The organism is Streptomyces flavochromogenes (genome assembly GCF_000717595.1).
Taxonomy (GTDB): domain Bacteria; phylum Actinomycetota; class Actinomycetes; order Streptomycetales; family Streptomycetaceae; genus Streptomyces; species Streptomyces flavochromogenes.
On sequence record NZ_JNZO01000043.1, the window covers coordinates 1 to 15,158 of the forward strand.

Consider the following 15,158-nt stretch of genomic DNA (forward strand, 5'->3'; position numbering starts at 1 on the left):
GCCGAGGGGGCGGGGGAGGCGGCCGAGGGCGTCGGGGAGGGGGCTGCGACCGGGGGAACGAGCGACACGGGACCCGGCGCGCCGGTGGACGTACTGGCACCGTGATCGCCGGGGGCACCGTCAACGCCCGCGCAGCCGGCCGATGCGGTGAAACCCACGACGACGGCGGCGACCACGCCGACGAGAGCCGAGCGTGACCCTCGGCCGCGACTCCGCCTCTTTCCCGGGGACCCACCAGGTACGGCACCCATACCCCAAGAATGACCCACCTTCCCCGCCGGGGCACCCACGGCGAGACGCCCGGGCCTTCACGGGCGAGACTCCCGGGCCTTCATGGGGGAGACGCCCGGGTCCCGCGGCGAGACGCCCGGGGTACCCACCCGGCGAGGCGCCCGGGTACCCACCCGGCGAGGCGCCCGGGTACCCACGGCAGGAGCGCCCACGGGGCGGAAGGCACACGGCGCCCGGCGCCCACCCGGGCGGACGGCACACGGCGCCTGGTCCGGCTGGTCCCCGGTCACCCCGCCGCTTCCATGGCCACGGCCGGCTGCGGGCGGGTCCGGACGCCCCAGCGGGCGACCGCGGGGCCGGCCGCGCCCAGGGCCGCGAAGAACCCCGCGAGGAGCAGCCAGCCCGCCGTGCCGAGGCCGAGCACCACCGTGGTGAGGATCGCGGGGGCCAGGGCCTGCCCCGCGGTGAAGCCGAGGCCGAGGAGGCCTTGGTACTGGCCCTGGGCGTGGTCGGGCGCGAGGCCGAAGCCCAGGGCGAAGCCCGCCGAGGACTCCCAGATCTCCCCGAGGCTGTGGACGAAGATCGCCGCGACGAGCAGGCCCGCCGCCGCCCAGACCGGCGTGTACGCCGCCAGCGCCATCATCGGGCAGCTGACGAGGAAGAGCAGGCCCGCGTTGCGGAACGCCCTGCCGCCTTCCTGCGGGGTTTCGATACGGGACCCGATCCGAGTCTGGAGGAGCACGCAGAAGGCCGCGTTGACGGCGAACACCGCCGCCACCGTCCAGCGCGGTGCCTCGGTGTGCTGGGAGATCCAGATCGGCAGGAGCAGGGACACCGCCGAGTACTGCAGCCCCATGGCCCCGTACAGGGCGGTGAACGTCAGGTACGCGCCGTCCGAGAAGGCCGGCCGGCGACGCTCCCGCGGTGGTGGCGGCAGCACCGGGTAGTTCGGCAGGAGGAGGAGAAGCAGGGCGCACAGGGCGAAGCTCGCCGCGTTGCCGAGGATCAGCGCGACATAGGCGCCACGGGTGTCCGTCGCCACCGCCAGCCCGGAACCCACCGTTCCGAAGATGACGCCCAGATTGACGAAGGTGCGCAGCTTCGCCCGGAACAGCGCCGGCCGGTCGGTCCCGACCCGGGCCACCAGAGCGCCCGCGGCCGCCCCGCCGACCGCAGCGGCGATCTGGTCGACCGTCGCGAGGACCGTGAGCGCGGTCCAGCTCTCGACGAGCACGAGAGCCGACATCGACACCGCCTGGACCGCGAGGGCCAGCATCATGACCGTGCGCGCGCCGCGCCGGTCGGCGAGGTGGCCCCCGGGTATCCCTGCGAAGAGACCGACCAGTCCGGCGAGGGTGAGCGCGGACCCGACCTGCACGGCGGACAGTCCCACGATCAGGGTGAAGTAGAGCGCCGACGCCGCGTTGAACAGACCGTTCCCGACCCGGTTGACGAAACTGGCGGCGATCAGCACGCGCTCCGGCCTGTCGGCCCCTGCCACGCGGGCCAGGCGGGCTGTTCGACCGGCCGGACTGCCCTTGATCATGAGCAGCAGGCTAGCAGCGGTCCCGGACGCCGCCCAGGCCGCGCGGAGCCCCGCTGTGCGGAGTCCGTCGTCCTTGGCTCCTCGCACGAAGTCCTGCGCACGGAGCCCTCGTACGGAGTCCTACCCGGCCGATTCCCCCAGCCTCCCCACACGATCGGCCAGGTCCTCCCACGGGCGCGGAGCGACGACCGGCACGCCGGCCTCCCGTGCCCGCGCGGCGAGCCAACGGCCGTACAGCACGCTGACGCGGGCGCGATGGCGCTGCGGCCCGGCCGCCGGCTCCCGGCTCAGGTAGCCGGCCGTCACCCGCGCCTCGTCGTCCTCGTGGAGGAAGACGCCACGGACCGGCCCTCCGGGTGTCACCACTCGGGGCAGGAGGTAGTCCCCCTCCAGGATCACCGGGGTGTCGGTGTCCACATGGTTGGCCACCACCGCCTCGATCGCCGGGGCCAGCGCCTCGGCGATGGCGATCTGCCGCTCGACCACCGACTCGGGCGCCCGACGGGCCTCCTCCGGGTGGGTGCGCCAGAAGTGGACCTCCGGCAGGTGCTCGGGCCGCGTCACCGCGAGCAGCGCCTCCACGATGTCGTCGACCTCCACGACGGGGACGTCGTACCGCCGCGCCAGTGCCCGTCCGACACCGGTCTTCCCCATGCCCGACGCGCCCCCGACGACGAGAACCCGCCAGGGCGGCTCGGCCGGAGCGGCCGCCGGGCCGGGGGTCGTGAACCGCATTCCGTCCCTCCGGGAGCCACAGCACGTACGTCGACGAAGCAGAAAGCACCGGAAATGTATCAAGATCCACTAGCGGAGGCGGGCGGCTGGGCTCCGACCGGAAAATCACGGCGACCCGAACGCGAGCGATGGCACAGTCAGGGCCGGATCGTGTGAGCCGGCCCCCGGCGCACGCGCTCAAGCACCCGCGTGCACGCGCACGTACGGACATGAACGGGAGAAACAGTCATCGCCACCGATGCGTTCCACATGATCAACGTCGTCCCCCTCGCTCAGGTCTCGCCCGAGGACGCCGCCGCATGGCACGCGGTCGTGGAGGCCTCGCTCGCCGCCGATCTGCCCGAGGAGCAGGGGCCCACGTTCGAGCAGATCCACGCCCAACTCTCCGTCACCGGGCGGGACAACCGCCGACTGCTGTGGCTGGCCGCCGACGCCGGCGGCGCGGTGGTCGGTGTGGCCGGACTGCGGCTGTTCACCTCGCCCGGTCAGCAGCACCTGGCAGAGATGGAGTTGCACGTCACCCCGGACCGGCGGCGCTCGGGAGTGGGCTCGCACCTGCTGGCCACGGTCGTACGAGCGGCACGGGACGAGGAGCGCCGCAGCCTGGTGGCCGCCGCCCCCGGCGAGGGACCGGCCGGCGCGTTCGGCGCGGCCCGCGGCTTCCGGCGCGTCCTGGCGTTCGACCACCTGCTGCTCGACGTCGCGGACGCCGACATCGCCGACGCCGAGGCCGAGGCCGAACACCCCGGCTACGAACTGGTCAGCTGGACCGGCACGGTTCCCGACGAGCTCGCGGAGGCGTTCGCCTCGGTCAAGAACGCGATGAACGACATGCCCATGGGGGACATGGACTACGGCAGCCAGACCTGGACCGTCGACCGGGTCCGTGCGATGGCCGAAGTACTGGCCGACCGCGGTGACCTGCTGCTGACGACCGCCGCGCTCGGCAAGGGCGAGATGGCCGGATACACCGAGATCGTCATCCGCTCCGGGGAGACCCACCGGGCCCTGCAGTACGACACCGTCGTGGCGCCCGCCCACCGCGGCCACGGGCTCGGGCTGTGGGTCAAGGCGGAGATGGTGCGCCGGCTCCGTGCCGAGCACCCCGGAATCGAGGAGATCGAGACGGACAACGCACAGGACAACACCCACATGATCGCGGTGAACCGCCGACTGGGCTTCCGCTTCCACCGCAGCACGCACGAATACCAGTTGGACCTGCTCGCCGACTGACCCCTGCGCGCCGGGTGTGGCCGGCAGGGCCGCAGGTGGAACCGCATACGGGTCCGAGACCGATAGTCTGCAACAAAACTATCTGCTACGGTTCCTCGTGTGCGCCAACGGCCGGGAGGGGGCGCATGTTTGCCGCCGCACCCACCCCGATCACCGAAATGGGCCGTCCATGAGCGAGCACGCCGCCACCGAATCCGACACCGCCGGCACCACCCGGAACGACGGCCCGGCCCCTCGCGCGCTCACGGACGGGGAGCTCTCCCGGCTGCTGAGCGGGCAGCGGTTCGGCGTCCTCGCGAGCGTCAGGAGCACCGGTCACCCGCACCTGTCGACCGTCCTCTACGACTGGAACGCCGAGGAGCGCGTCCTGCGGGTCTCCTCGACGGCAGATCGCCTCAAGGTCCGCCAGCTGCGGCGCGACCCGCGCGCCTCGCTGCACGTCGGCGGTCCGGACGTCTGGTCGTTCGCCGTGGCGGAGGGTGAGGCGGAGATCGTGGACCCGGCGGCCGGGGCGGGCCCCGGCGAGCAGCCGCTGCCGGACCGGCGCGTGGTGATCCTGATCAAGGTCTCCCGCCTGTACGGAACCGCCCTGGACGTCCCCGCACAGGACTGAGGAGCCCGGCGCGCACGCCGACTCGCGGAAGGCGCGCCCGCCGGTATCGCCCGCTCGCCGGCGAAGGGAGGTGGTGCGGGCGAGGGGGGAGTACGTCCCGGAGGGTCACCTCGCGGGTACGCCGGCGTCCTCGTCCAGATGGTCCGGCAGGCCGAAGAGCGGAAAGAGCCGCTCGGTGTCGCGGAAGGCCGTGATGCCGGTGATCCGGTCACCGGAGAAGTCGATCACCTGCAGCGCCCAGGGCGTGTAGCCGACTCCGTCCGTGCGGGGCCGGTACTGGCCGAAGGCGGGGGCGCCGTTCGCCATGACCGGGATCAGGCGGGAGCCGCGGCAGCCGACAGCCGGGCCGGTCAGCCACACCTGGATGTCGGGGACCCCGCGCATCCACTTCACGTACGGGGGCAGGCACAGGGTGGCGTCGACGTGGAGCAGCATGTTCAGCTCCTCCATGTCGTAACGGGAGAACGCCGTGGCGTACCGCTCGGCCAGTACGCGCAGGATGCTGTCGGACGGCTGCGGGCGCTCCCCGTCCGTCCCTCCGCGGCGACCCGCCAGCGTGGTGCGGGCGCGCTGCAGGGCGCTGTTGGCCGCGGCGACCGAGGAACCGTGCAGATCGGCCACCTCGCGGGCGGAGAACCCCAGGACGTCCCGCAGGACCAGCGTGGCACGTTGCTTCGGCGGCAGGTGCTGAAGCGCGGCGACGAACGCCAGCCGGATCGACTCGCTCGTCGTCGCGGACGACTCCGGATCCCCGCTCGGGCAGGGTTCCACCCAGAGTGCGGCGTCCTCCGGGGACGCCGGCGGGGTGCCGCCGTCGCTGGGTCCGGTCAGGTCCATGGGCAACGCTCGGCGCCGGCCGGACGCGAGGGCGTCCAGGCAGACGTTGGTGGCGATGCGGTACACCCACGAGCGCAGCGACGAGCGGCCTTCGAACCGGTCGATGTTCCGCCAGGCCCGGACCAGCGTCTCCTGCACGGCGTCCTCGGCCTCGGTGTACGACCCCAGCATCCGGTAGCAGTACCCGGTCAGCTCTCGCCGGTACCCCTCGAGCCGGTCCATCGCACTGTCAGCCGCGCCGTCCCTCACGCGCTCCCCTTCGGCTCCGAGTCGAGCGAGCCTCCGCCCGGTCACCGCCACCATAGAGCCCCGGCGGGCGGCCCGAACTCCGGGCCTTTTCCGGGCCGATCGGCCGCCCAACCCGCCGCCGGCCGGTTGCAGCCGGCCATTTCAAGCCGCCTCGGCTCGCTTCCCGACGCCTGGACCGGCGGCTGGAAATCACCCCTGACCAGCAAAAAGACCCTCCCGAAGGAGGGTCGATCGCGGAGCGCCCCCGGCAGGACTCGAACCTGCGGCCAAGTGCTTAGAAGGCACCTGCTCTATCCACTGAGCTACGGGGGCCGGGTGGTGGCCGTGTGGCCAGGAGCCCCTTGTGGGTGGGGTGTGGCCCGCCGGGACAAGGATAGGGCTCCGATCGCCTTGACCCGGTTGCTTCACCTGCGTGGCACGATGTGGAGGTTCGGTGAAGCGGAACGATAATCGCAGGCAGGTGCGATTCGCGCAGCGCTTTTCACACCGCTCGGGGCGGGTGTTGTGCACTCGTTATGCCTGAGGTTCCGGTCACCACCCTTCTCTTCGGCGCGCAGGGCCGCAATAGGCTTCAAAAACACTCATAAATTGGGCATTCTTCGCATGTGGTGACCTTGGACGAACGGCCTCAGCTGATCGACGCACTCTCCGCCCTGCGCGACCGTGTCGCCGCCGTGCGCCTTCCTCTCCCCCTCCCCGACACACCACGCGCCCGGCAGACCCGGGCCGAGCTGCTCGCTCAGCTCGACGACTATCTGGTGCCCCGGCTCAAAGATCCCGACGCCCCGCTGCTCGCCGTCGTCGGCGGGTCCACCGGGGCCGGCAAGTCCACCCTCGTCAACTCCCTTGTCGGGCGGCGCGTCAGCGAGTCCGGTGTGCTCCGGCCCACCACTCGCACGCCCGTGCTCGTCTGCCACCCCGAGGACCACCACTGGTTCGCCGGGATGCGGGTCCTCCCGCAGCTCACCCGCGTCTGGCTGCCCCAGGCCGACGACGACCACGCCGACGACGCCCCGCCCCCCGAGGAGAACGCGCTCCGCGTCGAGACCGCCTCCTCCATGCCCCGCGGCCTCGCCCTCCTCGACGCGCCCGACATCGACTCCCTCGTCGTCGAGAACCGGCTCCTCGCCTCCGAGTTGATCTGCGCCGCCGACATCTGGGTGATGGTCACCACCGCCTCGCGGTACGCCGACGCCGTGCCCTGGCACCTCCTCCGTACCGCCAAGGAGTACGACGCCACCCTCGTCACCGTCCTCGACCGCGTCCCCCACCAGGTCATCGGCGAGGTCTCCCGCCAGTACGAGGCCCTCCTCGACAAGGCCGGTCTCGGCGACGTGCCCCGCTTCACCATCCCCGAACTCCCCGAATCCGCCGACGGCGGCAGCGGCCTCCTCCCCGACTCCGCCGTCGCCGCCCTCCGCGGCTGGCTCGCCCACCGGGCCGAGGACCCCGCCGCCCGTCAGCAGGCCGCCGACCGGACCGCCACCGGCGTCATCGACTCCCTCGACGCCCGGCTCCCCGAACTGGCAGGCGCCGTCGCCGCGCAGTACGCCGCCTCCGTCCGCCTCGGCGGCGCCGTCGAAGCCGCCTACGGCGAACAGGCCAAGCGGGTACGCGAACAGCTCGGCCGCGGCGCCGTCCTCGCCGGCGACGCCCGCACCCGCTGGCGCGCCTACCCCCGCGACAGCACCGCCGACGAGGTGCTCGACGCCCTCGCCGAGTCCCTCGCCGCCCTCCTCCACTGCGCCGTCTCCGCCGCCGAGGAACGTGTCCGCGACGCCTGGCGCCGCGAACCCGCCGCCGAGGCCCTCGGCCCCGCCCGGACCGGCGGCGACCGCGACACGGCCGAGCGGATCGGCGTGGAGGTACGGCGCTGGCGCCGCGTCCTGGAGGAGATCGCCGAGGACGAGGTGCGCACCGTCGAACGCCCGTCCGCCCCCCGTACGGCCGCCCCCGAGGCCGACACCGTCGCCGCCCTCCTCGCCGCGGCCCTCCTCGGCGGGCGCCGCACCCGGGCCGCGGGCGAGCGCCTGGCCGAACTCCTCGGCGCCCAGGCCGCCCTGCGCCTGCGCGACAAGGGCGGCGAACTCGTCCTCTCGTACGTCGACCGTGTCCTGCACGCCGAACGCGACCGGCGCCTCGCGCCCCTCGAAGCGCTCGACGTGACCCCCGAGCCGCAGGCGGAGCTGATCGCCGCGCTCTCCGTACTGCAGAAGGAGAAGTGACGTGGTGGACGATGACGAGTCGCGCGCCGGAGCCCGTGCCGAGAGGGGCGGAAGCGGCGCCGCCGCCCGCCCCGGTACCCGTACCGGGGCAGGCGGCGGTGACAGTGACCGAGAGCGACCCGGCCGCTGGGACGACGGGCTGATCGCGCGCCGCGCCGCCGAGCGGGGCGCCGCGGTCGCCGACGTGCCCCCCGGCGCGGACGACACGCAGGAGCCCGACACCCTGCCGCCCCTCGGCGGGAGTTACGGCGGGCCCCTCCGCGCCCGCCTCGACGCCCTCCACGAACTCGTCGGGCTCTCCCGCACACGGGTCGAGAGCGAGGCCCTCGCCGAGGCCGGGCGGGTGCTGGACGAAGCCGCCGCCCGGCAGCGGCTCTCCGCCCGGCACACCGTGATCGCGATCGCCGGCGCCACCGGCAGCGGCAAGTCCACGCTCTTCAACGCCCTCGCCGGCGTCCCCGTGTCCGAGACCGGACTCCGCCGCCCCACCACCTCCGCGCCCATGGCGCTCTCGTGGTCCGAGGGCGCCGCCGGGCTGCTCGACCGGCTCGCGGTCCCCAGCCGGCTGCGCCGTCGGCCGCTCGCGGGCGGCGCCGCCGACACCGAGCTCCAGGGGCTCGTCCTCATCGACCTCCCCGACCACGACTCGGCGGTCACCGCCCACCGCGACCAGGTCGACCGGGTCCTCGGTCTCGTCGACGCCGTCATCTGGGTCGTCGACCCCGAGAAGTACGCCGACGCCGCCCTCCACGAGCGCTACCTCCGGCCGCTCGCCGGGCACGCCGAGGTCACCTTCGTCGTCCTCAACCAGATCGACCGGCTCGGCACGGAGGCCGCCGACCTCGTCCTCGACGACCTCCGCCGCCTCCTCGACGAGGACGGCGTCGCGCTCGGCGAACACGGCGAGCCCGGCGCCACCGTCCTCGCCGTCTCCGCCCTGACCGGCGAGGGCGTACCCGAACTGCGGGAGATGGTCGCCGGATTCGTCCAGGAACGTACCGCCCCCGAGCGCCGGCTCGCCGCCGACGTCGACGCCGCCGCGGCCCGGCTGCGCCCCGCCTACCTCGGCGACGGCCGGTCCGGGCTCGACGAACGCGCCCGCGACGCCTTCACCGACCGGCTCGCCGTCGCCGTCGGCGCCCACGCCGCCGGCGAAGCCGCCGAACGGGTCTGGCGCCGCGGTGCCATCCGCGCCTGCGGAACCCCCTGGCTGCGCCTCTACCGCTGGTACGAGCGGATCCGCGAGCACGGCTCCACCGACCCGCACCTCGCCACGCCGGTCGAGGACGAACTGACGGCACGCCAGCGCGTGGAGCAGGCCGTACGGGTCGTCGCCGACGAGGCCTCCCGCGGTCTCCCGACCCCCTGGGCGCAGGCCGTGCGCGAGGCGGCGGCGCGCGGGGCGGAAGGGCTGCCCGAGGCACTGGACGAGCTCACGGTCACCATCGGCGACGCGGCGGCCCGGCCGCCCCGCCCCGCCTGGTGGCCCGCGGCCGTCCTCGCGCAGGCCGTGATGACGCTCCTGCAGATCTTCGGCGCGCTGTGGCTGGTGGGCCAGATCGTCGGCGTCGTCGAGCCGGGACTGCTTCCGCCGGTCCTCGTGATGCTCGGCGGCATCATCGGCGGGCCGCTCGTCGAATGGGCCTGCGAGGGGGCCGTCAAGGGCCCGGCGCGGCGGTACGGGCAGGAGGCCGAACGCCGCCTGCGCGAGGCGACGGCGGCCTGCGGCCGGGCCCGGGTGCTCGACCCGATGGCGGCGGAGTTGATGCGCTACCGCGAGGTGCGCGAGCAGTACGCGACGGTGGTGGGGACGCGCCCGTCGGCACGGATCGTCGGTGCAGGGCGCGGTGGTACGGGGCGGCTGGGCGCGACGCGCACGGGGGTGCGGGGGAGGTAGCGACGCCCTCGTCCGCGGGCGCCCTCTCGGCAGGGGCCTTCCCGTTCGGTACGCCCCCGGAGCACCCGCGGCACACCTCCGGAGCGTTTTCAGAGCGCCTCCGGTACCTCTTCCGGGTGGGGGAGTCGTCCACATTCCTGTCCTTGTCCACAGCCCCCGGCGGCATCTTCTCCGCGGCCCCACGATGGTGTCCGACCGGTGAAGAGACGGCAGCGTGAACGCAGGATGGGGGAACGGACCATGAACGACACGACGGTGACGCTCGTCGGCAACGTGGCGACGGCGGTGGAGTACCGGGACACGGCGACGGGCGGGGTCGCGAGGTTCCGCTTCGCGGTGACCGCGCGCCGCTGGGACCGTGAGAAGGGGCTCTGGTCCGACGGGCCCACCAGCTTCTACACGGTGTCGGCCTGGCGTTCCCTCGGGGCCAATCTGGCAGCCTCGGTGTCCGTCGGGGAACCGCTCGTGGTGCACGGCCGGCTGAGGGTCCGTGAGGACGAGCGGGACGGGCAGCGCAAGACCTTCGTGGACGTGGCCGCGCTGGCCGTGGGGCACGATCTGAGCCGTGGGACGGCGGCCTTCCGGCGTTCCGCACGGCCGCTCAGGGCGGATTCGGAACCAGGAGCCGGGCCAGGAGCCGGTCCGGGAGCGGAACCTGGGGCAGGGCCAGGGGCGGAACCGCAGTTGGGGGCGGTGGAGATGGTGTCGGCGTTCGGTCCGGCGCCGGACCGGGACCCGTGGGCGGTGGCGGCGGAGGAGGCCGCGGCGGAGTCGGCGACGCGGTTGGTGACCGTGTCCTGACCTTGTGTTGTGGCGATTTGTCGACCAACTCGCCCTGCGTGATAACGATTCCGATTCGGAATGGTTATCTGACCGTATGGCCGGGCACCCGGGGGTTCCGCATCCCTAGGATTCCCGGGTACTCATGTGGCACGTGAGCCCATCGGGTCTGTGATCTGCTGGCGTGCGCTCCCCCCACGCGAATCTGACGATGGTTCGTGGAGCGACTCGCCCGGAGGGGAAAGCAATGTATTCAGTTCGTGGACGAGGCGCTGCCCGCCTCGCCGCAGCCGCCCTCGTCTCCGGCCTTGTCATGGCCGGTGCGATAGCGACCGCCGGTCCGGCGCTGGCCGACGACGGTGCCCCGGGCACCGGCGGTGTGACGGCGAAGCTCGGCGGGATGACCGACCGGGACGACGTCGAGATCGCCGAGAAGAACGGCGAGAAGTGGGGCGTCAAGGGCGGCCTCTTCAAGATGCAGGTCGAGGGCGGGGGAACCCTCCAGACCTACTGCATCGACCTCCGGACGCCGGCCAAGCACGACTTCGACTACAAGGAAGTCGGCTGGGACGAGTCCTCCCTGCACAACAACGACAACGCCGGAAAGATCCTCTGGATCCTCGAGAACGGCTACCCGAAGCTCTCCGCCGAGGAGCTCGGCAAGAAGCTCGACGTCGACCTGTCGAAGAACGAGGCCGCCGCGGCCACCCAGGCCGCCATCTGGACCCTGTCCGACAACGTGACGGCGACGCCGAAGAGCCCCGACGCCCAGAAGCTCACCGAGCAGCTCCTGAAGGACGCGGTCAAGCTCGAGGAGCCGAAGGCCTCCCTCTCGCTCTCCCCGTCCTCCGTCGCGGGCAAGGCCGGTGACCGGATCGGCCCGATCACCGTCTCCACCAACGCCCAGATCGCCAAGCTGACGACCGCCCCGGGCACCCCGGACGGCGTCAAGATCGTGGACAAGGACGGCAAGCCCGTCACCGAGGCCAAGAACGGCGACCAGGTCTACTTCGACGTTGCCGCCGGCACCGCCGACGGCACCGCCGGTCTGACCGCCGAGGCCACCACCAATGTGTCCCTGGGCCGTGCGTTCGTCTCCATCGACGGCCCGTCCCAGACCCTGATCCTGGCCGGCTCCAGCGAGTCGACCGTCAACGCCCAGGCCTCGGCCACGTGGGCGAAGAAGGGTGCCGTCCCGGCCGTCACGGTCGCCAAGGACTGCGCCAAGGGCGGCCTGGAGGTCATCGCCTCCAACAAGGGCGACGAGGCCTGGACCTTCGACCTGAAGGGCACCTCGTACACGATCGCCGCCGGTGAGACGAAGACCATCGCGGTCCCGCTCGCCGAGGACGAGGCCTACAAGTTCACCATCACCGGCCCGAACGGCTTCGAGGAGACCTTCGAGGGCGTCCTGGACTGCAAGACGGCCACCCCCGGCCCGAAGCCGTCCGAGACCCCCACCACGGAGCCCTCGACCGAGCCCTCCCCGTCGACCACCGCTCCCACGACCGGTGACACCACGGGCGGCACCACCGGCTCCACCACGACCGGTGGCGGCGACCTCGCCGAGACCGGCAGCTCCAACGCCACCCCGATGATCGCGGGCATCGCCGCCGCGCTCGTCGTGATCGGCGGCGGCGCGGTGTTCTTCCTCCGCAAGAAGAAGACCGCCGGCGCCTGATCCGGGCCCCCGGTGCCGGCCCCGCCGGCACCGGGAAGCCACCCGATCCCGTGGAGTGATCCGCGTCACAGCATGATCGCCCCGTGATCACCGCACGACCCCGGAACGCGTCAGCGTCCGGGGTCGTCGCACGTCCGGGCTCCGTTTCCGCCCCCTACCGCCCGGTACGGCTCCGTCCCGGGCCCCGGCGCGACCCCCGTCGGGGCCCCGCTCCCGGCTTACCGGTTTCCGCCCGGGGGCGCCGGTCAGGCAAGATGGGTGTATCTGCCCACTCACTCCTTGCCGGACGGTTTCTCTTGGCTGAGTACATCTACACGATGCGCAAGACGCGCAAGGCGCACGGCGACAAGGTCATCCTCGATGACGTGACGCTGAGCTTCCTGCCGGGTGCGAAGATCGGTGTGGTCGGCCCGAACGGTGCCGGTAAGTCCACCGTTCTCAAGATCATGGCTGGCCTCGAGCAGCCGTCCAACGGTGACGCGTTCCTGTCGCCCGGCTTCACCGTCGGCATGCTCCTCCAGGAGCCCCCGCTCGACGAGACCAAGACCGTCCTGGAGAACGTCCAGGACGGCGCCGCCGAGGTCATGGCGAAGCTGAAGCGCTTCAACGAGGTCGCCGAGCTGATGGCGACCGACTACTCGGACGCGCTCATGGACGAGATGGGCAAGCTCCAGGAGGACCTGGACCACGCCAACGCCTGGGACCTCGACGCCCAGCTCGAGCAGGCCATGGACGCCCTCGGCTGCCCGCCCAGCGACTGGCCGGTCACCAACCTCTCCGGTGGCGAGAAGCGCCGCGTCGCGCTCTGCAAGCTCCTCATCGAGGCGCCCGACCTGCTCCTCCTCGACGAGCCCACCAACCACCTCGACGCCGAGTCGGTGAACTGGCTGGAGCAGCACCTCGCCAAGTACCCCGGCACCGTCGTCGCCGTCACCCACGACCGGTACTTCCTCGACAACGTGGCCGAGTGGATCCTTGAGCTCGACCGCGGTCGCGCCCACCCGTACGAGGGCAACTACTCCACCTACCTCGACACCAAGGCCACCCGCCTCAAGGTCGAGGGCCAGAAGGACGCCAAGCGTGCGAAGCGTCTGAAGGAGGAGCTCGAGTGGGTGCGGTCGAACGCCAAGGGGCGTCAGGCCAAGTCCAAGGCCCGTCTCGCGCGCTACGAGGAGATGGCGGCCGAGGCCGACAAGATGCGGAAGCTGGACTTCGAGGAGATCCAGATCCCGCCGGGCCCGCGTCTGGGCTCCATCGTCGTCGAGGTCGAGAACCTCTCCAAGGCCTTCGGCGACAAGGTCCTCATCGACGACCTGAGCTTCACCCTGCCGCGTAACGGCATCGTCGGCGTCATCGGCCCGAACGGCGCCGGCAAGACCACGCTCTTCAAGATGCTCCAGGGTCTGGAGACCCCGGACTCCGGCTCCGTCAAGGTCGGCGACACCGTCAAGATCTCGTACGTCGACCAGAGCCGCGCCAACATCGACCCGAAGAAGACGCTGTGGGCCGTCGTCTCCGACGAGCTCGACTACATCAACGTCGGCCACGTCGAGATGCCCTCCCGCGCCTACGTCTCCGCGTTCGGCTTCAAGGGCCCGGACCAGCAGAAGCCGGCCGGTGTGCTCTCCGGCGGTGAGCGCAACCGTCTGAACCTCGCGCTCACCCTCAAGCAGGGCGGCAACCTGCTGCTCCTCGACGAGCCCACCAACGACCTCGACGTCGAGACCCTCTCCTCGCTGGAGAACGCGCTGCTCGAGTTCCCGGGTGCGGCCGTGGTCATCTCCCACGACCGCTGGTTCCTGGACCGAGTGGCGACGCACATCCTCGCGTACGAGGGTGAGTCGAAGTGGTTCTGGTTCGAGGGCAACTTCGAGTCGTACGAGAAGAACAAGGTCGAGCGTCTCGGCCCGGACGCGGCCCGCCCGCACCGCGCCACGTACAAGAAGCTGACCCGAGGCTGAACGTGCGCCACATCTACAGCTGTCCCCTGCGCTGGTCGGACATGGACGCCTTCGGGCACGTCAACAACGTCGTCTTCCTGCGGTACCTGGAAGAGGCGCGGATCGACTTCATGTTCCGGCTGGCACCGGGGGACGGTTCCCCCTCGTTCTCCGGCGGGTCCGTCGTGGCCCGGCACGAGATCGACTACAAGCGGCCGCTGGTCCACCGGCACGAGCCGGTGACCATCGAGTCCTGGGTCACGAAGATAGGCGCGGCGTCGCTGACGATCGCGTACGAGGTCAAGGACGCCGACGTCGTGTACGTCCGGGCGTCCACGGTCGTCGTGCCCTTCGACCTGGAGGCACAGCGGCCGCGCAGGATCTCCGCGGAGGAGCGCGAGTTCCTCCAGGAGTACGTCGACGACGGGATGACGTCCGCAGCATGACCGTGCTCGCACCGCTGCACTTCGACGACGCCAGGGAGGCGGCGGCCCTCGCCGCCTTCCTGACCCGGCTCGTCCACTACGACCGGGCCGCCGCCGTCCGCATCCAGGCGGGCGGCGGGGCGCTGGCCGTCTTCGGCCGGCCGCCGTCCTTCGAGGTGCTCGCGATCCGTACGGCCCGGCTGGTCGACGCCGTCGACCTCGACGTCACCGTCTCCGCCGGTGAACTCCTCGAAGGCATCGAGGAGTCGGCGGGCAAGGCGGTCGTCCCGGAGTCCGTCACCGGGCCGCCGTGGACCGGCGTCCTCCCGCCCCGGGCCGGCTGGCAGCCGGTCGCCGGGCTGCCGGGCGCCGCAGAGATGCGCGCCGCGGTCGCCGCGGCCGTCGCCGAATTCCGTACGCGGGACGAGGAGTTGTCCGAGGAGCGGCGCACCAGGGCCGAGCGCGACCGGATCGGCCACGAGATCTGGTCCCGGACCCTCGGTCCCACCGGGCTCCCGCTGCGGGCCGTGCACGCCGCGCAGTCCCTGGGCTTCCTGCCGCCCGCGGACACCGAGGCCCCGGTCGCCCTCTTCGCCTCCGGTCCCTGGCTGCGGCTCCGCACCCCGTACGGCTCGATCGCCCTCCGTACGGTGTCCATGTCGCTGACCGTCACCCCCGGCGCACCCGTCTGACGGAGCTCGTCGTCGAGGTCGACGCGGCGCTCACCGGCGACGAGCCCGACATCCTCTTCCACGCCGCCCGGCCC

12 protein-coding genes and 1 tRNA gene are annotated in these 15,158 nt (G+C 72.4%); 9 read left to right on the forward strand and 4 right to left on the reverse strand.

What is annotated here, in order from left to right; translation table 11 throughout:
* Positions 1-517: 517 nt before the first annotated feature.
* Entirely contained in the window at positions 518-1,777 is a 1,260-nt protein-coding gene (locus tag IF00_RS0136680) for an MFS transporter (protein WP_030325769.1), read from the reverse strand.
* A 120-nt stretch (positions 1,778-1,897) separates the two neighbouring features.
* Positions 1,898-2,512 (reverse strand): hypothetical protein, encoded by a 615-nt coding sequence (locus IF00_RS0136685; RefSeq protein WP_245234729.1) that lies wholly within the window; start codon positions 2,510-2,512, stop codon positions 1,898-1,900.
* 249 nt (positions 2,513-2,761) lie between these two features.
* On the opposite strand from IF00_RS0136685, the gene IF00_RS0136690 reads away from it, so the two are divergent.
* Together IF00_RS0136690 and IF00_RS0136695 are read left to right on the forward strand one after the other, a co-directional pair.
* Entirely contained in the window at positions 2,762-3,745 is a 984-nt protein-coding gene (locus tag IF00_RS0136690) for a GNAT family N-acetyltransferase (RefSeq protein ID WP_030325773.1), read from the forward strand.
* Positions 3,746-3,914: 169 nt separating this feature from the next.
* Complete coding sequence (locus tag IF00_RS0136695) at positions 3,915-4,358, forward strand: pyridoxamine 5'-phosphate oxidase family protein (RefSeq protein WP_030325777.1); 444 nt, start codon at positions 3,915-3,917, stop codon at positions 4,356-4,358.
* 105 nt (positions 4,359-4,463) lie between these two features.
* Here IF00_RS0136695 and IF00_RS0136700 read toward each other — a convergent pair whose 3' ends face one another.
* Both IF00_RS0136700 and IF00_RS0136705 read right to left on the reverse strand, forming a co-directional pair.
* The gene (locus IF00_RS0136700) at positions 4,464-5,498 is read right to left on the reverse strand and encodes a sigma-70 family RNA polymerase sigma factor (RefSeq protein WP_078944997.1); all 1,035 of its coding nucleotides are present in this window, start codon (positions 5,496-5,498) and stop codon (positions 4,464-4,466) included.
* A 185-nt stretch (positions 5,499-5,683) separates the two neighbouring features.
* Positions 5,684-5,756: transfer RNA gene (locus tag IF00_RS0136705), tRNA-Arg, on the reverse strand.
* A gap of 302 nt (positions 5,757-6,058) precedes the next feature.
* Here IF00_RS0136705 and IF00_RS0136710 point away from each other — a divergent pair.
* The 7 genes from IF00_RS0136710 (at position 6,059) to IF00_RS0136740 (ending at position 15,084) form a co-directional block, all read left to right on the forward strand.
* Positions 6,059-7,669, forward strand: coding sequence for a dynamin family protein (locus IF00_RS0136710; RefSeq protein WP_030325780.1), 1,611 nt, complete (start codon positions 6,059-6,061; stop codon positions 7,667-7,669).
* A gap of 1 nt (position 7,670) precedes the next feature.
* Positions 7,671-9,566, forward strand: a complete 1,896-nt coding sequence (locus tag IF00_RS0136715) for a GTP-binding protein (protein WP_078944998.1) — start codon at positions 7,671-7,673, stop codon at positions 9,564-9,566.
* Between the two features lie 240 nt (positions 9,567-9,806).
* Positions 9,807-10,367, forward strand: coding sequence for a single-stranded DNA-binding protein (locus tag IF00_RS41825; RefSeq protein WP_037639987.1), 561 nt, complete (start codon positions 9,807-9,809; stop codon positions 10,365-10,367).
* Positions 10,368-10,593: 226 nt separating this feature from the next.
* Positions 10,594-12,027, forward strand: coding sequence for a Cys-Gln thioester bond-forming surface protein (locus IF00_RS0136725; protein ID WP_030325786.1), 1,434 nt, complete (start codon positions 10,594-10,596; stop codon positions 12,025-12,027).
* A 296-nt stretch (positions 12,028-12,323) separates the two neighbouring features.
* The gene (gene ettA / locus IF00_RS0136730) at positions 12,324-13,988 is read left to right on the forward strand and encodes an energy-dependent translational throttle protein EttA (protein ID WP_030325788.1); all 1,665 of its coding nucleotides are present in this window, start codon (positions 12,324-12,326) and stop codon (positions 13,986-13,988) included.
* 2 nt (positions 13,989-13,990) lie between these two features.
* Entirely contained in the window at positions 13,991-14,413 is a 423-nt protein-coding gene (locus tag IF00_RS0136735) for an acyl-CoA thioesterase (RefSeq protein ID WP_030325789.1), read from the forward strand.
* Positions 14,410-15,084 carry a DUF8185 domain-containing protein gene (locus IF00_RS0136740; protein WP_030325790.1) on the forward strand — a complete coding sequence of 225 codons (675 nt, stop codon included), beginning with the start codon at positions 14,410-14,412 and terminating at the stop codon, positions 15,082-15,084. The genes IF00_RS0136735 and IF00_RS0136740 overlap by 4 nt, the downstream gene beginning before the upstream one ends.
* Positions 15,085-15,158: the final 74 nt, after the last annotated feature.